Source organism: Thioalkalivibrio sp. ALJ1 (assembly GCF_000745395.1).
Classification (GTDB): domain Bacteria; phylum Pseudomonadota; class Gammaproteobacteria; order Ectothiorhodospirales; family Ectothiorhodospiraceae; genus Thioalkalivibrio.
Genome location: NZ_KN050684.1, coordinates 1539965 through 1562609 on the forward strand (window position 1 = coordinate 1539965; position 22645 = coordinate 1562609).

The following is a 22645-nucleotide window of genomic DNA, read 5'->3' on the forward strand; positions in this document are numbered from 1 at the left end:
CCGGCGGTTCGTACACTACGCGCCGAAGGCTCGGCACCCCCGGGTCTTCGGTAGTGCCAGTACCGGGTCGTTAGCTCAGTTGGTAGAGCAGTTGGCTTTTAACCAATTGGTCGTAGGTTCGAATCCTACACGACCCACCATATTCATCCGGTCGGCAGTCCAGATCGGCGCGAAGGCCCGCTTTTGCGGGCTTTTTGTGTTTACAGGGGCGGAACAGGCTAAAATGCGCGCCTTTTAAGCGAAGCGAAAGTGGCGGAACTGGTAGACGCGCTGGGTTTAGGTCCCAGTGGGGTAAAACCCGTGAGAGTTCGAGTCTCTCCTTTCGCACCATGAATCCCAAGAATTGGTCCCGAACCGAGGCACCGGATGGTGCCTGATCATCGGCAGGGATGACCGATATTCCGAATACTGACGAGGCCCTCCATGCAAGTTTCTGTTGAAGCCACCGGCAACCTGGAACGCAAGATGACCATCCAGGTCCCCTCCGAGCGGATCGACACCGAGGTCGACAATCGCCTGAAGTCCCTGGCCAAACGGGTCAAGCTGGACGGTTTTCGTCCCGGCAAGGTCCCGCTGAAGGTCGTACGCCAGCGTTACGGCACCGGCGTGTACCAGGAGGTGTTGAGCGAAGTCCTGCAGGAGAGCTACCGCGAGGCGGTGCAGCAGGAAGGGCTGGAGCCGGCCGGCAATCCGAGCATCGAGCCGACCAATCTCGAAGGCGGCGACGCCATCGAGTTCACCGCCAGCTTCCAGGTGTTCCCCGACGTGGAAGTGGCCGATTTCGCCGATGTCGAGATCGAGCGACCGGTCGCCGAGGTGGGTGACGAGGACATCGATCGCGTGATTGACTCCCTGCGCGAGCAGAACAAGGAGTGGGCAGACGTCAAGCGCAAGGCCAAGAAGGGCGATCGTGTGACCCTGGACTTCGTGGGCAGCCTGAATGGCGAAGAGTTTGAAGGTGGCAAGGCCGAAGACTTCCAGATTGAAGTCGGTGCCGGTCGCCTGATCGAGGACTTCGAGAAGCAGCTCAAGGGCGTGAAGACCGGCGAGGAGCCGACCATTGATGTGACCTTCCCGGACGACTACCCGGCCGAAAACCTGAAGGGCCAGACGGTGCAGTTCGCCCTGACCATCAAGAAGGTTGAAGGGCCCAAGCTGCCGGAGGTCGACGAGGAATTCGCGAAGAAATTTGGTATCGAGGATGGCTCGGTTGAGAAACTTCGCGCCGATGTGCAGTCCAACATGGAGAGGGAGCTGCGCCAGGCCCTCAAGGGTCGGGTCAAGCAGCAGGTCCTGGAGGCCGTGGTCGAAAAGCACGGGTTCGATCTGCCGGACGCATTGGTGAAGTCCGAGATCAACCGCCTGCGCGAGGAGGCCGAGAAACGCTTCGGCGGCGCACAGCAGACCCAGCCGCTGCCCGACAGCCTCTTCGAAGAAGAGGCTCAGCGCCGCGTGCGCTTGGGCTTGGCCTTGCGGGCGATCATCGAGCAGAAGGGCTTCGAGGTGGATGCCGAGCGGGTCGAACGCGATCTTGAGGAAATGGCGGCTACCTACGAAGACCCGGAAGAGGTCAAGAACTACTACCGTTCCAACCCCCAGGCGAAGGGCAACCTGGAGTCACTGGTTCTGGAAGATCAGGTCGTTGACTGGGTCATCGAACAGGCCAAGGTCAGCGAGAAGAAGACCAACTTCCAGGACATCATGAATCCGAACAAGGAGTCGACTGAATGAGCCACGACATGGCCGATCAGGGTGCGCAACACGCCCAGGGTCTGAACCTGGTGCCGATGGTGGTCGAACAGACTGCCCGCGGCGAACGTGCCTACGACATCTATTCCCGGCTGCTGAAGGACCGGGTCATCTTTTGCGTGGGCCCGGTTGAGGATTACATGGCCAACGTGATCGTGGCCCAGCTGCTGTTCCTCGAGTCCGAGAACCCGGACAAGGAGATCAGCCTGTATATCAATTCTCCGGGTGGCGCGGTCACCGCCGGCATGGCGATCTACGACACCATGCAGTTCATCAAGCCTGAAGTCAGCACCCTGTGCGTAGGCCAGGCTGCCAGCATGGGTGCGGTGCTCCTGGCGGGCGGCGCCCCGGGCAAGCGCCACACCCTGCCGCACTCGCGAGTGATGATTCACCAGCCGCTGGGCGGTTTCCAGGGGCAGGCATCGGATATCGATATCCACGCGCGCGAGATCCTGAAGATTCGCGACGAGCTGAATCGGGTGCTGGCCCATCACACAGGCCAGCCGATCGAGAAGATCGAGCAGGACACCGACCGCGACCGCTTCCTGACCGCGACCGATGCAAAGGAATACGGCCTGGTCGACCACGTGCTGACCCACCGTAGCTCCGCGGATACCTGATCGCTCCACTGCCGCAACCACGCCCCGGGCAATCGCTCGGGGTGAGGCCTCAATACCGGACTCCGGGATGGCTCGTTTGCAACTATTCGGCAAACGGGGCATGTTTTGAGGAACACTGAAATCGCAACCGAGGCAAACGGATGAGCGACGAAACCACCCCCTCCGCCGACGGCAAACTCCTTTACTGTTCTTTCTGCGGAAAGAGTCAGCACGAGGTGCGCAAGCTGATCGCCGGGCCATCCGTATTCATCTGCGACGAGTGCGTCGAGCTGTGCAACGACATCATCCGCGAGGAGATGCAGGAGGCCGGGCACACCGAACGGGATTCCCTGCCGACCCCGCACGAGATCCGGGCGATCCTCGATGACTACGTGATTGGGCAGAATTCCGCCAAGAAGATCCTTTCCGTGGCGGTGTACAACCACTACAAGCGCCTGCAGGCCAAGGCCGGCAAGGACGATGTCGAGCTGTCCAAGTCGAACATCATGCTGATCGGCCCGACCGGTTCCGGCAAGACGCTCCTGGCCGAGACCCTGGCGCGCGTGCTCAACGTGCCGTTTACCATCGCCGACGCGACCACGCTCACTGAAGCCGGTTACGTGGGCGAAGATGTGGAAAACATCATCCAGAAGCTGTTGCAGAAGTGCGATTACGACGTAGAGAAGGCCGAAAATGGCATTGTCTACATCGACGAGATCGACAAGGTCTCGCGTAAGTCGGACAACCCGTCCATTACCCGTGATGTCTCGGGTGAGGGTGTGCAGCAGGCGCTCCTCAAGCTGATCGAGGGCACCACCGCTTCGGTGCCGCCGCAGGGTGGCCGCAAGCATCCGCAGCAGGAGTTCCTGCAGGTGGACACCAGCAACATCCTGTTCATCTGTGGCGGGGCGTTCTCCGGACTGGAAAAGGTGATTCAGCAGCGGGCCGAGAAAGGCGGTATCGGCTTCGGTGCCGAGCTGCGGACCACCGAGGCGGCCAAATCCGGTGGCCAGTGGTTCAAGCAGCTGGAGGCCGATGACCTGGTGCGTTACGGGCTGATCCCCGAGTTCGTGGGGCGCCTGCCGGTACAGGCGACGCTCGACGAGCTGGATGAGGACGCTCTGATCACGATCCTGACCCAGCCGAAGAACGCGCTGGTGAAGCAATATGCCCGCCTGTTTGACATGGAAGGTGTGGAGCTCGAGTTCCGCGACGATGCCCTGGCCGCCATCGCCCACAAGGCGATGGAGCGCAAGACCGGAGCGCGCGGCCTGCGCACCATCATGGAGAACATCCTGCTCGATACCATGTACGAGCTGCCGTCCATGGAGGGCGTCAGCAAGGTGGTGATCGACGAAGCAGTAATTCGCGGCGACGCGGAGCCCTATCTGGTCTACGAAAACGAGTCGTTTGCCAAGAAGCAGGCCTCTGCGGATTCCTGACCGGAAGTGTTGCGGCGCCCTTGAAATGGGCGCCGTCGCCCCCACTTCCTTTGTACATTCGTCCAGCCCTGAGGGGGCCACATGACCGATACCCATTCCTCCCAGAACGAGGTGGATTCCCCCGTCAAGCGTGTAGCGGTCCTGCCGCTGCGCGACGTCGTGGTGTATCCGCACATGGTGATCCCGCTGTTCGTGGGTCGCGAGAAGTCGATCCGAGCGCTGGATTCGGCCATGGCGGAGAACAAGCAGGTCCTGCTGGTTGCGCAGAAAAGCGCCGAGGTGGACGAGCCCGAGGCCGAAGACCTGCACGAGATCGGTACCCTCGGCAATATCCTGCAATTGCTGCGCTTGCCCGACGGCACCATCAAGGTGCTGGTCGAGGGGGCCCAGCGCGCCCGCGTGATGGACGTCTCCACGACCGGTGACACGGAGAAGGAGGAAGACTACTTCGTCTCCGATATCCGCCTGATCGACGAGGAATACGACACCGAGGACAAGGAGCTGGAAGTCCTCGGCCGCTCCGCGCTGAATCAGTTCGAGCAGTACATCAAGCTGAACAAGAAGGTCCCGCCGGAGATCCTCACCTCGCTGGCCGGGATCGACGATACCTCGCGCCTGGCCGACACCATCGCCGCCCACATGTCGCTGAAGCTCGAGGAGAAACAGCAGGTCCTCGAGATCGCGAACGTGCGCGAGCGTCTGGAGCACCTGGTTGGCAAGATCGAGGGCGAGATGGACGTGCTGCAGATCGAGAAGAAGATCCGCGGCCGCGTAAAACAGCAGATGGAGAAGTCCCAGCGCGAGTACTACCTGAATGAGCAGATGAAAGCCATTCAGAAAGAGCTGGGCGACATGGAAGACACGCCCAACGAGCAGGAAGACCTGGCCGAGAAGATCGAGAAGGCCGGGATGCCGGAGGAGGCCAAGAAGAAGGCCACCGCCGAGTTGAACAAGCTCAAGATGATGTCGCCGATGTCGGCCGAGGCCACCGTCGTACGCAGCTACATCGACTGGCTGGTCAATGTCCCGTGGAAGAAGAAGACCCGGGTCAGCAAGGACCTGGCGCGCGCCGAGAAGATCCTCAACGAGGACCACTACGGCCTGGAGGAGGTGAAGGAGCGCATCCTCGAATACCTCGCCGTCCAGTCCCGTGTGCGCAAGCTGAAGGGGCCGATCCTGTGCCTGGTGGGGCCCCCAGGCGTCGGCAAGACCTCGCTGGGCCAGTCCATTGCCCGTGCGACCAATCGGAAGTTTATGCGCATGGCCCTGGGCGGGGTGCGCGACGAGGCCGAAATCCGCGGCCACCGGCGCACCTATATCGGCTCGCTCCCTGGCAAGATCATCCAGAACCTGGCCAAAGTCGGGGTGCGCAATCCGCTGTTTTTGCTTGACGAGATCGACAAAATGGCAATGGATTTCCGTGGCGATCCGGCCTCGGCCATGCTCGAGGTGCTTGATCCGGAGCAGAACCACACCTTCAGCGATCACTACCTGGAAGTCGATTTTGACCTGTCCGATGTGATGTTCGTGGCCACGGCCAACAGCATGCACATCCCCGGTCCGCTGCTGGATCGGATGGAGGTCATCCGCCTGTCCGGGTATACCGAGGACGAAAAGGTCAACATCGCGCACAACTACCTGCTCTCGAAGCAGATCAAGGCCAATGGCCTGAAAGCCGAGGAGATCAGCATCTCGGATGCCGCTGTGCGTGACATGGTGCGTTATTACACCCGCGAGGCGGGCGTACGCTCGCTAGAGCGCGAGATTGCCAAGGTCTGCCGTAAGGTGGCCAAGCAGCGCCTCCTGGCGAGCGAGAAGGAGCGTGCGCGTACGACCTCGGTGACGCCGAAGACGTTGGAGAAGTACCTGGGAGTGCGTCGTTTCCGCTTCGGTTTGGCCGAAGAGAACGATCAGATTGGCCAGGTGACTGGACTGGCATGGACCGAGGTGGGTGGCGAGCTGCTGACCATTGAGGCCAGCGTGGTTCCTGGCAAGGGCAAGACCCAGCAAACCGGGAAGCTGGGTGACGTGATGCAGGAATCCATCCATGCCGCTCTGACGGTCGTGCGGTCGCGGGCCGAGGCCCTGGGCCTGGAAGAGAATTTCCACGAGAAGAAGGACTTGCACATCCACGTGCCGGAGGGCGCGACGCCCAAGGATGGTCCGTCTGCCGGTATCGGCATGTGCACCGCGATCGTCTCGGCGCTGACCGGGATTCCGGTACGTGCGGATGTTGCGATGACCGGCGAGATTACCCTGCGTGGTCAGGTCCTGCCGATCGGTGGGCTTAAGGAGAAGCTTCTGGCGGCCCACCGAGGGGGTATCCGTACGGTGCTGATCCCCGAGGAGAACGAAAAGGACCTCGTCGACATCCCGAAGAACATCAAGCAGAAACTCGATATCCGTCCGGTACGCTGGATTGACGAGGTTCTTGAGGTGGCGCTGACACACATGCCGGAGGGCAAAACGACCGATACCCCGGAAAAGGTTGAGGAAGTGGTCAAGCCGGCCAAGGAATCCGGTCGCCGACGGGTTCGCCACCACTAAGCCCCTGTAATCGGGCACAAACCGCGGGCGCGACTGAACCGGAGCCCGCGGTTTTTTTATGCCCGCAGTCACCCTGGTCCGGGGCCCCGACCGCCGGGGTGTTTGACTCCTTTTCCGGCGGCTTGCTATAACCCCAACCGCATCATCTGATTTCGTGCCGCAGGGCAGTCGCGGGACCATGGAGAAAAGGGTCCCGCCTGGTGTAAGCTACCTCCCATCCGGCAGAAAGCCTGAGTCACCACTGAGATAAGGAAGCGCTTCATGAATAAATCCGAATTGATCGACGCGATCGCCGCAGAAGCCGATGTCCCGAAGGCCCAGGCCGGCCGGATCGTGGATGCCATGGTGAGTGTCGTGGGTGATACCCTCGCCAAAGGTGACCAGGTCTCCCTGGTGGGCTTTGGTACCTTCCTGGTGCGCGAACGCGAAGCCCGCACCGGCCGTAACCCCCGTACCGGTCAGACCATCCAGATCGCCGCTTCGAAAACGCCTTCTTTCAAGGCTGGTAAAGCCCTTAAGGATCGCGTAAACTAACGCGCTTTATTGGGTGCTTAGCTCAGTTGGCAGAGCGTCGCCTTTACACGGCGAATGTCGGCGGTTCGAACCCGTCAGCACCCACCAAGTGCAGCCCGGACCCTGGTTGCGCTGAAAGAATACGGAGCGGTAGTTCAGCTGGTTAGAATACCGGCCTGTCACGCCGGGGGTCGCGGGTTCGAGTCCCGTCCGCTCCGCCATCATCTGAAAAAGGCGCCCTTGCGGCGCCTTTTTCTTTTTTGGCCACCCGAAGACGCGGAGTAGCTGGGGGCGCAAAAGCATTCACAGGAAGATGGGAAGACAGGAAGGGTTTTGAAGGGGGGCGCGACTGAGTTCGCGCAGTCGGTCGGACTGGAGGTCTCCGCAAAGCCCGCTCTCGACAACGAGAATCTTCCCGTCTTCCTATCTTCCTGTGAATCGGCCTTGCCCTTCGTCGGGGTGTCGTGTGCTTGGTGGAGAACCCGCAAGCGCAGACGTACGCAAGCGTGCCTGCTACCATCGGCGGCTGATTCCCGATTTCCTCCCGACTGCGGAGCGAGCAGAGACCAACATGCTACAAGCGATTCGTGACCGGGCGAGCGGCTGGCTCGCCTATGTGATCATCGGCCTGATTACCATTCCCTTTGCTCTGTGGGGCTTGGGGGAATACTTCGGCGGCGCCGGTCCCCTGGTGGCAGCCGAGGTGAACGGTACGGACATCGCCGTCCGTGATGTGCACCAGGAAGCGCGCACCCAGCGCAATGAAATGGCACGCATGTTCGGTGGCGAGATCCCCGATGACTTGCTGGATGAGCAAGGCATTCGGCTGCAGGCCCTGGAGACGTTGATCCGACAAGAGCTTCTGCGTCAGGCGGCCGATTCGGCAGGCTTCAAGGCTTCAGGTGACAGTGTCCTGCGCGAGATTAGGGGCATGCAGGTGTTTCAGGAACAGGGCCGATTCAGCCGCGAGCGTTACAGCCAGCTGCTCAATGCCCAGCGCATCAGCCCGGCGGATTTCGAGCAGGACATCGCGCGCAGCATCGTGATGTCTCAAATTCAGCGCGGTATCCAGGCCACAGGTGTGGTCCCGGAAGCCCTGGTGGAAGATTACAGCCGCCTGCGCAACCAGACGCGCGTGGCGAGCTGGCGCGTCTTTCAGGCCGACGATTTCGACCGTCCCGACGTCGTCGATGACGAGGCGATTCGGGAGTACTACGAGGCGAATCCCGACGAGTTCACTACCACCGAGCGGGTCCGCGTGAGCTACCTGCGCCTGGATCCGGAAGGCTTGGAAGCGGGGGTCGATGTGACGGAGGACGAGATCCGCGAGCATTACCGCGTCAACCGCAGCCGCTACGAAGAGCCAGAGGTGCGCGATGTCCAGCTGATCCGTATTCAAGAGACTGGCGAGGATGGCGAGGCCAAGATCCGTGAGCTGCGCGAGCGCCTGGAATCGGGCGAAGACTTCGCCGAGCTGGCCGAGGAATACTCCGAGGACAGTCTGACCGCCGATCGTGGTGGGCGTATGGGCGAGGTGGCGCGCGGCGATCTGGACTCCACCCTGGAGACGGTGATCTTCACCCTTCCGGAGGGGCTGATCAGTCAGCCGGTGCGCACCGATCGTGGCTGGTACATCCTTGAGGTCACCTCGATCCAGGAGGCGCAGCCGCAACCGTTCGAGGACGTCCGCGACGACGTGGAGCAGGATCTGCGTGATCGTACCGCCGAACAAATGCAGATCGATGCCCTGGACGACCTTATGTCTCTGGCGGCCGAATTCTCCGACAGCCTGGAGCCGGCTGCCGATGCGACGGGACTCGAGATCCAGACGAGCGATTGGTTCTCCCGTGGTTCCGGTGACGACATCGCGCGTCATCGGTCTATCCGCGATGCGGCCTTCGACCCTCGGGTGCTGGAGGATGGCAACAACAGTGAGGCAATCGACCTGCAGGATGGCTCTACAGTGATCCTGCGCATCGAGTCCCACGAGCCTTCCGAGGTGAGGGATCTGGCCGATGTCGAGGACGAAATCCGCGAGCGCCTGCAGCGCCAGGCCGCCGCCGATGCAGCGCAGGCCGAGGGTGAGGCCCTGATTGAGCGTCTGCGCGAGGCCGAGGATTGGACCACGGAGGCCGACGAAAATGACGAGTGGAGCCGGTCGGTGGATGTGACTCGCGAGAGCGCTACGGACTTACCAACCGGCTTGCAGGACTACCTGTTCCGTATGCCGGCTCCAGGCGAGGGGTCGGTTGAGATCGCCGGGACGCGGATCGGGGACGGTGACTTTGCCGTAACGGTTCTTGAGGCGGTCCGCATGGGTGAGGACGTGGCGGACGGCGCCGCACGCCAGCAGGCGCGGGATCAGATGGGCAATGCCTATGGCAGCGCCGAATTCCGGGCCTATCTGGCTTGGCTGGAGGAGCAGGCGGATATCAAGCGCTTCCCCGAAGCACTCGACTAAGGGACGAGGTCAAGGGCCGCTGCATGCCGTGGCGAAGCGCTCTTGTATGGCGGTCGGTAATGCCGAACGTGTTTGATTGTCGAGAGAGGCTCAAAGTCCGCTGACAGAAAAGCCCGGCTCCGCTTTCGCGGGCCGGGCTTTTCTGTGCCTGCCCCTGACGGGTGGGGCGAGGGCGAGGCAGCTAGCCGGCGAACTACTTCTCGAGGCCGATCTCGGCCGCGCCCAGTCCCACCGTGCTGTAGCCCGAGTCGACGTACATGATCTCGCCGGTGATCCCGGAGGCAAGATCGGAACAAAGGAAGGCCCCGGCGTTGCCAACCTGTTCGGTGGTCACGTTGCGCCGCAGTGGGGCATTGGCCTCGACGTGGTCCAGGATGCGGCGGAAGTCGCCGATACCGGCGGCCGCCAGGGTGCGGATCGGACCGGCAGAGATGGCGTTTACGCGCGTGGTTTCCGGTCCCAGGGTACTGGCCAGGTAACGCACGTTGGCCTCGAGGCTGGCCTTGGCCAGACCCATGACGTTGTAGTTGGGCATGGAGCGTTCGGCACCCAGGTAGCTAAGCGTCAGGATGGAGGCGTCACGGTCCTTCATCATCCCGCGCCCGGCTTTGGCCAGGGCCGCCAGGCTGTAGGAGCTGACGTCGTGGGCAATGCGAAAGCCCTCGCGAGTCATGTTGTCCAGAAAGTCGCCCTCAAGCTGCTCCTTGGGGGCAAAGGCGACCGAGTGCACGAGGATGTCGACCCCGTCCCAGTAGTTGTCCAGGTGTTCGAACACTTGCTCGATCTCGCGGTCATCCTCGACGTTACAGGGCACCAGGATGTCGGAATCAAAATCGGCAACCAGTTTTTCGACGCGGTCGCGCAGGCGTTCGTTCTGGTAGGTGAAGGCGAGTTCGGCGCCTTCGCGATGCATGGCCGCGGCAATGCCGTAGGCGATGGAGCGGTTGCTGGCAACGCCGACAATCAACGCGCGCTTGCCCTTCAGAAAACCCATGTGAAACTCCTTGGCTCAGGTCCGTGCCGACGCACCCGGGCGGGCGGTCTCGACGGCGCCCGACGGTTTGTGGAACCGTGGTCGGGCGCGACTGTCTTCGGGATCATACCGATGTGCCGCAAGTGCGGCCACCACCCAATGAGTCGAAGGGAATGGCTTGCTATAGTGCGAACACTTACGGTCCGCGCGACCACCCGCCCGGCGTCCCGAAATCGGGGGCGACGGCGCGCCACCGCTGCAATTCGGAGGCCTTGTGAATCGTCATTTCGGTTGGATCGCCACCCTGATCGTGCTGGGCATCCTTTTGTTGCTGGTAATGGTTCAGATCGACCGCCAGTGGCAGCGCATGGCCTCCATGCAGAACGTCATGACCGAACAGGCCCGAGACCTTCGGGCCTTGCGGCGTAGCCTTCAGGGGCTGGAATCCGACCTGGCGTCCGGCCGTTTTGCCGGGATGGATGCGGAGCGCGCGCCGCGGGTGGACGAGGTCCCCTCGGCCTTCCGCCGTGCCGCCGAAGCCGCGGGGACCGAGGACTATGCCGAGGGCGACTGGCTGGTCCAGGCCTTCGGCACCGGGCTGGCGACCATCACGCCCTATGTCTCTTCGGATGCCTATGCCTCCGAGGTACAGAACTACGTGCTGGAATCCCTTGTGCAGCGCGATCCACAGTCGCTGGAGTGGCAGGGTCTGCTCGCCGAGTCCTGGGAATTCGACGACAGCGGGACCGAGCTGACCTTTCGTCTGCGCCCGGGGCTCCAGTTCTCCGACGGCGAGCCGCTAACCGCCGAGGATGTGCAGTTCACCTTTGATTTTTTGATGGTCGATGCCATTGCAGTGCCGCGGGCGCGGGCGTTTCTGGAGAAGGTCGAGGTCGTGGAGGCGCTCGACGAACGCACGGTTCGGTTCATTTTCGAGGAGCCGTATTTCGATGCGATGCGGGTGGCCGGCGGGCTGGGTGTGTTGCCGAAGCACTTCTACGAGCGCTATCTGGACGAGCCAGAGAACTTCAACGAATCGCGGGGAATCCTGCTTGGTTCCGGGCCCTACCGCCTGGAGGACCCGACCGGTTGGACCCCGGACGCCGGTCGCATCGAGCTGGAACGCAATCCGCGTTATTGGGGCCCGGTGGAGCCGTCGTTCGACCGTCTGGTCTGGCGGGTGATCCAGAACGATTCTGCGCGTCTGACCACGTTCCGCAACCGGGACATCGACGTCTACGGTGCCCGTCCGCGTGAGTACGCCCGGCTGCGCGACGACGAGGCTTTGCGCGAACGGGCCGATACCCACGAGTACATGAGTCCGACCGCGGGGTATTCCTACATCGCCTGGAACCAACGGCGCGGGAGCGAGCCGACCCGCTTCGCCGATCCACGCGTGCGTAAGGCGATGAGCCATCTGACCGATGTCGACCGCCTGATCGAAGAGGTGATGCTGGGCTACGCGGAACGTGCGATCAGCCCGTTCAGCCCACGCAGCGATCAGCACAATCCAGACCTGGAGCCGATTCCGTACAACGTCGAGCGGGCACTCGAACTGTTGGCCGAGGCCGGCTACGAGGAGAAGAACCGCGATGGCGTGCTGGTCAACGAGGAAGGTGAACCGTTCTCCTTCGAACTGGTGTATTTCCAGGACAACGAGGACACCCGTCGTATCGCGCTGTTCCTGCGTGATCTGTATGCCCGCGCCGGGGTCGAGATGAAGCCGACGCCGACCGAGTGGTCGGTGATGCTGGAGAATCTAAGTCGCCAGGACTTCGATGCCATTACGCTCGGTTGGACCAGTGGTGTGGAGGTGGATATCTACCAGATGTTCCATTCCAGCCAGACCGTCTCCGGTGGAGACAATTTCATCCACTACGAAAATCCGGAGATGGATGCGGTGATCGAGGCCGCACGCGGCGAGGTGGACGAGGCCGAGCGCATGGAGCACTGGCGCGAGGCCGAACGCATCCTGCACGAGGACCAGCCGTATACCTTCCTGATGCGGCGCCAGACCCTGGCCTTCATCGACCGCCGAATCCAGAACCTGGAGCAGACGGCGCTGGGCCTGAACCTCGGGTTCGTGCCGCTGGAGGTCTACGTGCCGTTCGAACAACAGCGCCACGGGCAGTAGCCGGGATGCGAACCGGAGCCGAGTTCGCCAGGAGCCCGCGCGTGTCATGCTGACCTATATCCTGCGCCGCCTGGTCCTCATGGTGCCGACGCTGTTCGGCATCACCGTGATCGTGTTTGCCGTCATGGCCGCTGCGCCCGGTGGGATCAGCGCCCTGACCCTGGTCGAGGGACAGGGCCTGGAGCCGCAGGCGCAAAAGGCGATGGAGGAGTACTACAACCGCCTGTACGGCCTGGATCAGCCCGCGCCGGTGCAGTTCGGGCGCTGGCTGAACAACATCTCCCCGGTCGGCTTTGCCCAGGACGCGGATGGCTCAATGACCGGGTGGCCGCACTTCAAGGTACCGAACCTGGGGACCAGCTTCCGCTACGGCCGTCCGGTCATGGACCTGATTGCCGAGCGATTGCCGATCACGTTGCTGCTGAATGTCCTCTCCATCCCGCTGATTTACATCATTGCGGTGGCCGTGGGGGTGCGCGCGGCGACGCGTCACGGCGAGGCCTTCGACTCCCAGTCCGGTGTGGTGCTGCTGGCGCTGTGGTCGGTGCCGACCATGCTTGCGGGGGTGTTGTTGATCGGCTTCTTCGCTTCGGACCAGTTCTGGCAGTGGTTCCCCACCGGAGGGCTGAGCCAGCGCGCGGCGCTGGACATGACCTTTCTCCCGACGGTGGAGGTGGTCTGGGCATTGCCACTGTTGCTGGTGCTGCCGTTTCTGGGTGCGGCGCTGGGAATTTATCTGGCGCGGCATCTACCGGCCCTGATCCGAGGCGGCCTCGGGGCCCTGATCGGGGCGGTCTGTGGCTGGCTGATGTTTCGGGATCTGGCTGCGGCCGGTGCCTTCAGCACCATCGTTGCGGCTCTGGTGGGCCTGGGGGCAGGCTGGCTGATGGCGCACAGCGATTGGGGCGTGCTGCGGGGGTTCTACCTGGGCACGGTGGGTTTGGGGGCCGGACTGGTCCTGGCGCTTGGCCTCACGCCCGGCAGCATGGTGCCAGGCTTCCTGCTCGACCGGGCCTGGCATCTGGTCCTGCCCGTGCTGTGCCTGTCCTACGGCGGGCTGGCCTTTCTTGCCAAGCTGTCGCGCTCGGCGGTGCTCGAAAATCTGACCTCGGACTATGCCCGTACCGCCCGGGCCAAGGGTGTGGCCGAGCACGACGTGCTGTGGCGCCATGTGTTTCGCAACTCGTTGCTGCCGCTGATTACCGTTTCCGCGACCCTGCTGCCATCGCTGCTGGCCGGTTCGGTCATCGTGGAGGCGATCTTCTCCATCGACGGGATGGGCAAGCTGGCGGTGGAGGCGGTGCAGACCCGCGACCGCGAGTTGGTGCTGTCGATCACGCTGATCTCCGGTGTGCTGACGCTGGTGGGCTATCTGCTGGCGGATCTGGCCTATGCGATCGTCGACCCGCGGGTGAACTATGACTGAGGCCATACGTTCGGCGAACCAGCGCCGCAGCCGCTCCTGGTCGCGTCGCGTGGTGGGCGAGGTGCTGCTGCGCTGGGGCGCACGGCTTGGAATCGCTTGGATCGCGTTACTGACGCTGGTTGCGGTGCTGGCGCCACTGCTGGCCAGTTCGCACCCGCTGCTGGTGCAGACGGCCGACGGCGAGTGGGCGATGCCGTTCCTGCGTTACCTGACCGCGGCCGACGTCACACTACTCGGTATGCTGCTGCTGGCGCTGGTGTTCTGGCGTCTGCCCGGGCGGCCGTGGCGGCGCTTCGCCCTTTGGGGCGTGTTAGGCGCAATCCTGGGGGCAGTCGCCTGGCAGACGGTGTCCCCGCCGTCGCTGGTGATCTATGAGCAGTATCGCGAGGCCGAGGCCATGGGAGAGTACCAGACGGTGGTGCGTGCACTGATCCCGTATTCCCCGCGCGACTACCTGCGCGACTACGCCGATACCGGGCTCGAGGCCCCGCGCGAGGTACTGGAGCGGGTGCACTGGTTTGGTACCGACGATACCGGGGCGGACGTGCTCTCGCGCATGATCCATGCCTCGCGCATTGCGTTGTCCATCGGTTTCATCGCCACCGGGATCGCCCTGGGGATTGGCGTGATCCTGGGCGGCTTGATGGGCTACTTCTCCGGGATCGTCGATATCATCGGGATGCGTCTGGTGGAGATCTTCGAGGCCATTCCGACGCTGTTCCTGTTGCTGACCTTTGTCGCCTTCTTCGGGCGCTCGTTGTACCTGATGATGCTGATCATCGGCCTGACCTCGTGGTCGGGTTATGCTCGCTATGTGCGCGCGGAGTTCCTGCGCCTGCGCCAGCAGGATTTCGTACAGGGGGCGATCGCCTCCGGGTTGTCACTGCCTTCGATCCTGTTCCGCCACATGCTGCCCAATGGCATCGCGCCGATCCTGGTGGCCGCCAGCTTCGGTGTCGCCTCGGCGATCCTGGCCGAGGCCACCCTGTCGTTCCTGGGCCTGGGGCTGGTGGATGAGCCCTCCTGGGGCCAGATGCTGAACCAGGCAGTGCAGAGCTCCACCTTCAACTGGTGGATGGCGGCCTTCCCTGGCGGGGCGATCTTCCTGACGGTATTCGCCTACAACCTGATCGGCGAGGCCCTGCGTGACGCAGTGGACCCGCATGCCCGTTCGGCCGCGCGCACGGCCAACCGTGACGAGGGTGCACGGCCGGCCGCGGGTGCGGGCGGCGCGACCAGCGGCGGGATGCGCTGAATATGCTGGATGTGCGCAACCTGCAGATCCGCCATCGCGACAGCGAGCAGCCGCTGGTGGCGGAAGCGAGCTTTTCCATCCGCGCGGGCGAGCTGTTTGCCCTGGTCGGGGAGTCCGGCTCCGGCAAGTCGATTACCGCCCTGGCGATCATGCGCTTGCTGGATGCCGGGTTCCGGGCCAGCACCGGTGAAATCTGGCTGGCCGGTCGCGGCGGGCGCCAGGAATTGCTGGGCCTGCCCGATGCGGTGATGCAGCAGGTGCGTGGCGACCGCATCGGTATGATCTTCCAGGAGCCGATGACCTCCTTGAACCCGGTGCTGACCGTCGGTGATCAGATCGAGGAGGTCCTGCGCCTGCACCGCCCGCAGATGAGCCCGGAGCAGCGGGCCGAACGCACGCTGGAGGTGCTGCGCGAGGTGCAGCTGCCGAACCCCGAGCAGCGCCGCGACGAGTATCCGCACAAGCTATCCGGCGGCCAGCGCCAGCGCGTAATGATCGCCATGGCGCTGGTGGCCGAGCCGGACCTGTTGATCGCGGACGAGCCGACCACGGCACTGGACGTAACCATTCAGGCCGAGATCCTGAAGCTGATCGATCACTTGCGCGAAAAGAACGGCATGGCGGTGCTGCTGATCACCCACGACTTTGGCGTCGTGGCCTCGGTCGCCGACCGCGTGGCCGTGATGCGCAATGGGCGCCTGGTGGAAGAGGGCGAATGCCTCCCGCTGTTGCGCGATCCGCAGGACGATTACACCCGCAAGTTGATTCAGGCCCTGCCGGAGAACCTGCCCCCGCTGCCACCGGTACCGGGCGCCGGGCGCGAGGCCTTGCTCGAGGTCTCCGGGCTGCAGGTGCACTTCCCGGTGCTCAAGGGTCTGCTACGCCGCCAGGTCGATGTAGTGCGTGCGGTGGACGATGTCTCGTTTTCCTTGGAGAACGGCGAGGTTCTGGCCGTGGTCGGGGAGTCCGGTTGCGGCAAGACCACGCTGGGCCGGGCCCTTCTGCGCCTGGTGGAACCGACCGGTGGCGAGATCCGCTACCGGGGCGAGTCGCTGACGCGCATGCCGCGCAAGCCCCTGCGTCGGCTGCGACGCCACTTGCAGGTGGTGTTCCAGGACCCGGCGTCGTCGCTGAATCCGCGCCTGAACGTACTGACTCTGCTGACGGAACCAATGGCCGTACACGGCATTGGCGTTGACCAGGAGGAGCGCATCGCGATGGCCGGGAAGGTGCTGGACCAGGTCGCGCTCCCCGAGGACACCCTGTGGCGATATCCACACGAGTTCTCCGGCGGTCAGCGCCAGCGCATCGCGATTGCCCGCGCGCTGGTGCTGGACCCGGACGTGATCATCTGCGACGAGGTGACCAGCGCGCTGGACGTGTCGGTACAGGCCGAGGTCTTGCAGATCCTCGCGCGGCTGCGCCGGGACCGGCGCCTGGCGATGATCTTCATCACCCACGACATGGGCGTGGTCGAGTATTTCTCGGATCGAATGCTGGTGATGCATGACGGCTGCATGGAAGAGATCGGCACCACCGCCGAGGTGCTGGCTAACCCCAAGGCGGAGTACACCCGGCACTTGCTGGATGCTGTACCCCGTGTCTCGCGCTACCTCTGAACCGGGCGAGCCGGCGGCTTTGTGCCTTGGTGAGGTCGTCTTGATTCACAACGAAGCGCACGAAGAAGGCCAAGGGCGTTTTCACCACACAGGGCATGGAGTGCACGGAGAAGACCCAGGTTCCGGCTCCCGTGTGCCTTGCCCGGTAAGTATCGGAAGAGACATTCATTATTCTGAAAACGTGACGGACCGTCGCCATCTCGGAAACCGCGCAGCGTTTATCCGGAATGGCCCAAAACGGGCAGAGCGCCAGGCGCCGAAGGTGCCTTGGGAGATCTCGGCTCTTCGCGGCACTGCGGCTGGGATGACGACGGGCCTGGGTGGATCGTTGTAGCTGCGGGGGCCCGCATCGGTACGGATCACATTCATTCCATCCGGAATCTTTACGAGCTTCCGGTCTTTCTGTGACTCGCCCTTCTCCGTGTCCTCGATGCCCTCTGTGGTGAAAAGCTCTGCGCGGCCTTGTAGCAAGACGGGCGGCTATTTCTGGCAGGTGGGGCAGTAGCTGCTGGCGCGCTGGCCGATGCGGCGGGTGCGCAGCACGCTGTTGCAGACGTGGCAGGGCTCTCCCGCGCGGCCGTAGACGCGCAGGGACTGACGAAAGTAACCATGGGTGCCATCTTCACGCAGGAAGTCGCGCAGGGTGGTGCCGCCCTGTTCGATGGCTGTGGCGAGTACAGTGCGAATGTGCACCGCCAGGCGATCGTATTCGGCTCGAGTGACCCGGCCGGCGGCGCGGCCGGGCCGGATGCCGGCGAGGAACAGCGCCTCCGTAGCGTAGATGTTGCCAACCCCGACCACAATGGCCTGATCCATGATGAAGGCCTTCACCGCGCTCCGGCGTCCACGGCTGCGCTGGAACAGGTAGTCAGCGTCGAATTCCGGGGCCAGCGGTTCCGGTCCCAGGTCTGCCAGCAACGGATGGAGTGTGTCGTCGGAAGGTAAGGGCAGACAGCACCCAAAACGGCGTGGGTCGTGCAGGCGGATCTGGTAGCCGTTGTCCAGATGCAGGATCAAGTGATCGTGCCGGCGCAGCGGCGTCCCCGGTGTGCAATGGCGCAGGCTTCCGGACATACCCAGGTGTAGCAGGATGCCCGCGCGGTCGGTTTCCAACAGCAGATATTTGGCGCGGCGGGACAGGGTTTGCACTCGGGCACCGGCTAGCTGTTGCGCCAGCTCCGTCGGTACCGGCCAGCGCAGGCGTGGCTCGCGGGTCTCGAAGGTGGTGATGCGGCGCCCTGCCAGCAGGGGTTCCAGCCCGCGTCGGATGGTCTCGACCTCCGGCAGTTCAGGCATGGACGCCCTCGATCTCCAGCAATAGCTCCTGGCGGCAGATGTCGCCTCGAACCCATTGCACGATCGGGCCAGGGTGGGCCGCTTTGTAGTGCTCCGCGAGCACTGCCGCGACCTTGGGCCGGTCTTCCGGGCGGCGCAGATACACGCGCAGCCAGGAGGGCCAGGGAAGCTCACGCCCGGCCGCGTCGTGCAGGGCTTGCAAGTTGGCCAGGGTCTCGCGCGCCTGGGCGGTTACGTCGTCTGGATGGCGGCTTTCATGGCCGACGATGCTGGCGGTCCCGGAGAGGAGGATCAGAAGACCGTCCCGCGTTTCCAGACGGGTCGCGCGGGCAAACGTCGGACTCTTGGGGCTGTAGCGCTTGGGGTAATGGTAGGCACTTACCTGGCGCGGATTCTCAAGTGGTTCGGCCGGGGTTCGAGTGGCAATCAGGTAGATGATCAACTGGCGCTGGTCGCTGCCGATGGCAGTGGCGGCGGGCATGCTGGCCAGCGGGATCTCTAGTGCCTCCAATGCGGCGGCGCGGCCGATGCAAAAGGCCTGATAGCGTTCTAGACCCTCCTCCTCGGCGTGGATGTCGCCAAAGAAGTTCCAGACCCGCACCAGATGGGTGAACCCGCGCGCGCGGCAGGCCTCGAGCAGTGCGCGGTAGGCCTGTTCTGTTTGTTCCTTCAGGCCGTGGTCGGTGCCGGTCCAGCTCGCGAACAGGACGTCATCGGACTCGAGCAGGTGGACGGGGCCTTGTTTGGCCATCCGAGACTCGCTGCTCGTGGTCCAGAGTTCTACATAGTCATCGGGAGCCAATGGGAGCAGTCCGGGTTGGACCTGCAGGTAATCGGGTCCAGCATCGATACCGGCGGGTTCGCGCAGGCGGATTCGCATCCCGGCGTCCGGTCCGATTGCGGTGGCCGGTGCTAGCTGGCTGCGCAGGGCGATGGCCATTGGTGCTCTAATTCTCCGATAGTGAGGCGAGTAAATCCTCGGTCCAGCGTACCGCCTCCAGGTACAGGCGGCTGGAGACCGGGGCGGGGACCGGGGCTTTGACGGAGTCGGGTTCTGCACTGGCACCCTCAAACGCCGCAATGGTCGCTAGTAGCGGTGCGAGGGGGCCGGTCCCCTCCAGTAGCGCCTGCTCCATCTCGAGCGAGAGATGCAGCTCGCCCAGGATGCGACGCAGGGGAACGCCCAGGACGCGATCCATCCCGGAGAGCATGCCTAGTGTGAAATAGCGTTCGCATTCCTCGGCAGGTAGTCCCAGGGCGCGGGCCACCAGCATGCCCATGCGTGCGCGGATCATCACCTGCTCGAGTCCCTGGGTCTGGTCGCTGGAGCCGCGCAGCACCATCAGCATGGCCAGGCGCTTGATGCGCCCCTGTCCCAGGCGCAGGATCGCACCGTACAGGGAGTCAGTCGGGCGGTTTGCGCGGTAGGCGGGGCTGTTGGCGACGCGTAGCAGCTGAATCGCCAATCCTGGCTCGGCGGCGATCAATTCTTCCAGCTCTCCCGGTGAGGGGTCGGGTGCCTGCAATGCCTTCAGCAGGCGCAGCAGGGCGAGCTCTAGGCTCTCCAGGCGCTGGCCCTCGATCACGTGGGGGAAGGAGAGATGAAAGCCCTGAAATAGGCTGAAGCCGAGGCTCCGGCAATGGGCGTATTCTTCCGCGGTCTCGACCTTTTCGGCCAGGAGTTCCACGCCGAAGGCGCGCAGGTTCGCGACCTCCTGTTCCAGGCGCTCGGGACCGAGGGTGAGCACATCCAGCTTGACCAGATCCGCGAGTTCTACCAGCTCGGCGTGGCTCTCCTGGAACTGGTAGTCGTCTAGCGCGATGCGAAAGCCACTCCCTTTCAGCCGGCGCACGGCGGCGATGACCTCGGCGTCAATCTCTATATCCTCGAGGATCTCCAGCACGACCTGCTCCGGTGGCAGGCTGGTGATGACCTCGTGTTCAAGAAAGCCACGGGTAAGGTTGACGAAGGCCAGATGGTCTCCAACCAGATGTTCCAGGCCGATGTCGATAAAGGCGCTGCGCAGGAGATCCGATGTGGCCAGGTCGCCGTCGGTGACCGAGGCGGCGTCCAGGTGACCGGCGCGAAAGAGGAGCTCGAATCCGACCAGGTTCTCCTGCTCGTCGAATATAGGTTGCCGGCCGACAAAAATTGGTTGCATGCTTGCGCCAGGGAAACACTGATTAATGTAGACGTTCGCGCTCGAGTCGCTTTTGCGTGCGTTTAATGCGCGGTGACTGCCGTGCAGTCATTCTGCACAAGGGAGCCGCAACGCCGTTTCCATGAAAAAGCGGGCGAGCCCCTTCTTTCAATGGTTTGTAGGGTTGGCGCCCCAGATTCCCCGATCCTGCGTTGCGCCCCAACTCCATCCGAAACGGGCGGGTAGAACCACTACCAGCTGCACGACGCGCGTTGTCTCTGGAAAACTGGGGTACCAACGCGGGCGTGTACATTAACCAGTGTTTCCCTTGATCAATAAAATAAACGGATGGGCGGCCACGACTGTGTGCGAAAGGCCGGCTCAGGAGGAACACACGCACCATGGATTCAATTGATGCGCCTTTCGGCGAAGTCGTGGAGTTGCGGCAGATCCTGCACGACTCTGGGGTACCACTCCTGCGGATTATTATCCGCGATGGTGGGCGTTATACCAAGATCGAACTGGACCCTGCGACGGCCCACCGTTGGGGCCGCGTGATGACGCAATGGGCCAAGACAGCCGCCGAGGGTAGCGCGCACCCGGGGGAGGGCGAGCAGCCGGATCCGGTCTGAGTTCACGCGGACACAAAAAAGCCCGGCACCGTGTGAGCGGGCCGGGCTTTTCTCGCCTGTCGACCAGGCAATCGGGCCGCAAGGCGCGATTACTTGATCTTGGCTTCCTTGTACATCACGTGCTTGCGGATGACGGGATCAAACTTCTTGATCTCCATCTTTTCGGGCATGTTCCGCTTGTTCTTCGACGTGGTGTAGAAGTGGCCAGTGCCGGCGGAGGACACCAGGCGGATCTTGTCGCGTGCGCTCTTCGCTGCCATGGGTACTCTCCTTACACCTTCTCACCACGGGATCGGCAGTCCGCCAGGACCGCGTCGATACCGCGCTTGTCAATAATGCGCATGCCCTTGCTGCTAACGCGCAGGCGTACGAAACGGTTTTCGCTCTCCACCCAGAAACGGTGGGAGTGCAAATTGGGCAGGAAGCGCCGCCGCGTCTTGCGGTGTGCGTGCGAAACGTTGTTACCGGTCGCCGGGCGTTTGCCGGTCACCTGACATACTCGGGCCATCGGGGGACTCCGGAATTTGGGTCTACCAGAAAGACGGCGGACTATAGCGCAGGCATTGGGGCGGTGCAAGGGAGGCACGAAGGTGTCTGACTCTCGCAGACGCCTGGATTGGGTGTGCTGCCGAGTCGATGGTAAGCGGGCGTGCGATTCAGTCAGTGTCTCCCTCGCTTCTTCCAATCCGTTGTGAATGGGCGTTGGGCCAGGTGCCAAACGGCGACTGCGCAATTGTGGATCCCTTGGCTTGCGCCGCTACTTATGCCTTGGGTTATGGACCACTTATATCCGGTTGATGTGTCAGGTGCGGGTGATGAGGTTGGGCGCGCGCTGGCCGGGGGCGCTGTTGCCCACGGTGGGGGCTTGATAGCATTCCGGTACGTCCTGCGGGGCACGGCAATATTCAGGGATGGGGTGGCATGGCTGATCGACGCTTGCAGGTCTTTCTTACGGTGGCACGCCTGTTGTCGTTCACCCGGGCGGCCGAAATGCTGCATATGACCCAGCCGGCGGTCACCTTTCAGGTGCGGCAGCTAGAAGAGCAGCTGGATACTCGGTTGTTTGATCGCAATCACAATCGGGTGACCCTGACCGATGCCGGGCGTGTCGTTCAGCGATATGCCGAGCGCATCTTTGACACCTACGGCGAGCTCGAGGCGGCCCTGCGTGAGTTGAAGGGCGCCGATGGAGGCGCGCTGGTGATCGGGGCGAGTACCACGGTGGCCGAATACATGCTGCCCGCCCTGTTGGGGACCTTCCGGCGCGAGCACCCGGATATTGGTATTCGGCTGCGGGTCGGCAACACCGAGAACGTGGTGGTAATGGTTGAGGACGGCAGTGTCGATCTCGGCATCGTCGAGGCACCGGTGACCCATCGCAGCCTGCAAGTTCAGCCCTGCCTGGTGGATCAGTTGCGGCTGATTGTGCCGCCGGAGCACGAATTGGCGGGCCGCGAGACCGCGACCGTTGCCGATTTCATCGCACGCCCATTCATTTGCCGCGAGGAGGGTTCTGGGACCCGCGAGGTCATCATGGAGTACCTTGGGCGTGCTGGTTACGACCGCAACAGTCTGCGCGGCTGCATGGAACTGGGCAGCCCGGAGGCGATCAAGGGTGCAGTGGTAGCTGGTATGGGGGTCTCGGTGCTGTCCGAAGCGGTGGTGGCCAAGGAACTGGCCCTGGGCGAACTGGTGGCGCTACCGCTGTCGCCGCCGCTGGAAAGGCCAATCTCGCTGGTGCACGCGCGGCAGAAGTTCCGCGTGCCGACGCTGGAGGTACTGATGCAGTTCCTGCATGGCTATTGCACCGGCCAGCGGACGCCCGGCCCCGCAAAAGAACCCAAACAGGATTGACGCG

The 22645-nt window shown here is 63.2% G+C and carries 18 protein-coding genes and 4 tRNA genes; 16 read left to right on the forward strand and 6 right to left on the reverse strand.

All coding sequences use genetic code 11. The annotated features are described in order from the left end of the window. Window positions 1-64: 64 nt before the first annotated feature. The 10 genes from F462_RS09655 (at window position 65) to F462_RS09700 (ending at window position 9311) form a co-directional block, all read left to right on the forward strand. Window positions 65-140 (forward strand) — tRNA-Lys (locus F462_RS09655). Window positions 141-243: 103 nt separating this feature from the next. Then, window positions 244-330 (forward strand) — tRNA-Leu (locus F462_RS09660). Between the two features lie 93 nt (window positions 331-423). Then, window positions 424-1731: a trigger factor gene (gene tig / locus F462_RS09665; protein ID WP_018140614.1), complete on the forward strand. Its 1308-nt coding sequence runs from the start codon at window positions 424-426 to the stop codon at window positions 1729-1731. Continuing rightward, entirely contained in the window at window positions 1728-2369 is a 642-nt protein-coding gene (gene clpP, locus F462_RS09670) for an ATP-dependent Clp endopeptidase proteolytic subunit ClpP (protein ID WP_038053679.1), read from the forward strand. The genes tig and clpP overlap by 4 nt, the downstream gene beginning before the upstream one ends. A gap of 140 nt (window positions 2370-2509) precedes the next feature. Continuing rightward, the gene (gene clpX, locus F462_RS09675; RefSeq protein ID WP_018140616.1) at window positions 2510-3790 is read left to right on the forward strand and encodes an ATP-dependent Clp protease ATP-binding subunit ClpX; all 1281 of its coding nucleotides are present in this window, start codon (window positions 2510-2512) and stop codon (window positions 3788-3790) included. Between the two features lie 81 nt (window positions 3791-3871). Beyond that, on the forward strand, window positions 3872-6337 hold the full coding sequence (gene lon / locus F462_RS09680; protein ID WP_038053682.1) for an endopeptidase La: 2466 nt from the start codon (window positions 3872-3874) through the stop codon (window positions 6335-6337). Window positions 6338-6598: 261 nt separating this feature from the next. Then, window positions 6599-6871, forward strand: coding sequence for an HU family DNA-binding protein (locus tag F462_RS09685; protein WP_017940837.1), 273 nt, complete (start codon window positions 6599-6601; stop codon window positions 6869-6871). A gap of 11 nt (window positions 6872-6882) precedes the next feature. Beyond that, window positions 6883-6958: transfer RNA gene (locus F462_RS09690), tRNA-Val, on the forward strand. Between the two features lie 36 nt (window positions 6959-6994). Next, window positions 6995-7071 (forward strand) — tRNA-Asp (locus tag F462_RS09695). 350 nt (window positions 7072-7421) lie between these two features. Continuing rightward, a complete protein-coding gene (locus F462_RS09700) occupies window positions 7422-9311 on the forward strand; it encodes a SurA N-terminal domain-containing protein (RefSeq protein WP_038053685.1) in 1890 nt (629 codons plus the stop codon). A gap of 193 nt (window positions 9312-9504) precedes the next feature. Here F462_RS09700 and F462_RS09705 read toward each other — a convergent pair whose 3' ends face one another. Further along, window positions 9505-10305, reverse strand: coding sequence for an enoyl-ACP reductase FabI (locus F462_RS09705; RefSeq protein WP_018140619.1), 801 nt, complete (start codon window positions 10303-10305; stop codon window positions 9505-9507). A gap of 253 nt (window positions 10306-10558) precedes the next feature. Between F462_RS09705 and F462_RS09710 the strand changes: the two genes are divergently transcribed. From F462_RS09710 to F462_RS09725, 4 genes are read left to right on the forward strand one after another with little or no spacing between them, the layout of a single operon-like run. Further along, window positions 10559-12418: a peptide-binding protein gene (locus tag F462_RS09710; RefSeq protein ID WP_038053687.1), complete on the forward strand. Its 1860-nt coding sequence runs from the start codon at window positions 10559-10561 to the stop codon at window positions 12416-12418. Window positions 12419-12464: 46 nt separating this feature from the next. Next, window positions 12465-13844, forward strand: coding sequence for an ABC transporter permease (locus F462_RS09715; protein WP_038053689.1), 1380 nt, complete (start codon window positions 12465-12467; stop codon window positions 13842-13844). Next, window positions 13837-15099 (forward strand): ABC transporter permease, encoded by a 1263-nt coding sequence (locus F462_RS09720; RefSeq protein ID WP_018140622.1) that lies wholly within the window; start codon window positions 13837-13839, stop codon window positions 15097-15099. Before F462_RS09715 ends, F462_RS09720 begins: the two co-directional genes overlap by 8 nt. Before the next feature lie 2 nt (window positions 15100-15101). Beyond that, complete coding sequence (locus F462_RS09725) at window positions 15102-16718, forward strand: dipeptide ABC transporter ATP-binding protein (RefSeq protein ID WP_038053691.1); 1617 nt, start codon at window positions 15102-15104, stop codon at window positions 16716-16718. 480 nt (window positions 16719-17198) lie between these two features. On the opposite strand, the gene mutM is transcribed toward F462_RS09725, so the two are convergent. The 3 genes from mutM to F462_RS09740 are packed head-to-tail and all read right to left on the reverse strand — an operon-like array spanning window position 17199 to window position 20176. Continuing rightward, entirely contained in the window at window positions 17199-18014 is an 816-nt protein-coding gene (mutM, locus tag F462_RS09730; RefSeq protein WP_038053693.1) for a bifunctional DNA-formamidopyrimidine glycosylase/DNA-(apurinic or apyrimidinic site) lyase, read from the reverse strand. After that, the gene (locus tag F462_RS09735; RefSeq protein WP_038053695.1) at window positions 18007-18954 is read right to left on the reverse strand and encodes a chorismate transformation FkbO/Hyg5 family protein; all 948 of its coding nucleotides are present in this window, start codon (window positions 18952-18954) and stop codon (window positions 18007-18009) included. Before F462_RS09735 ends, mutM begins: the two co-directional genes overlap by 8 nt. 7 nt (window positions 18955-18961) lie before the next feature. Continuing rightward, a complete protein-coding gene (locus tag F462_RS09740; protein WP_038053698.1) occupies window positions 18962-20176 on the reverse strand; it encodes an EAL and HDOD domain-containing protein in 1215 nt (404 codons plus the stop codon). 380 nt (window positions 20177-20556) lie between these two features. Between F462_RS09740 and F462_RS09745 the strand changes: the two genes are divergently transcribed. Continuing rightward, window positions 20557-20787, forward strand: a complete 231-nt coding sequence (locus F462_RS09745) for a DUF6967 family protein (protein WP_038053701.1) — start codon at window positions 20557-20559, stop codon at window positions 20785-20787. 89 nt (window positions 20788-20876) lie between these two features. Here F462_RS09745 and rpmG read toward each other — a convergent pair whose 3' ends face one another. Together rpmG and rpmB are read right to left on the reverse strand one after the other, a co-directional pair. Continuing rightward, window positions 20877-21047, reverse strand: a complete 171-nt coding sequence (rpmG, locus tag F462_RS09750) for a 50S ribosomal protein L33 (protein WP_012983362.1) — start codon at window positions 21045-21047, stop codon at window positions 20877-20879. 11 nt (window positions 21048-21058) lie between these two features. Then, the gene (rpmB, locus tag F462_RS09755; RefSeq protein WP_018140629.1) at window positions 21059-21295 is read right to left on the reverse strand and encodes a 50S ribosomal protein L28; all 237 of its coding nucleotides are present in this window, start codon (window positions 21293-21295) and stop codon (window positions 21059-21061) included. A 413-nt stretch (window positions 21296-21708) separates the two neighbouring features. On the opposite strand from rpmB, the gene F462_RS09760 reads away from it, so the two are divergent. Further along, a complete protein-coding gene (locus tag F462_RS09760) occupies window positions 21709-22641 on the forward strand; it encodes a LysR family transcriptional regulator (RefSeq protein ID WP_038053704.1) in 933 nt (310 codons plus the stop codon). Window positions 22642-22645: the final 4 nt, after the last annotated feature.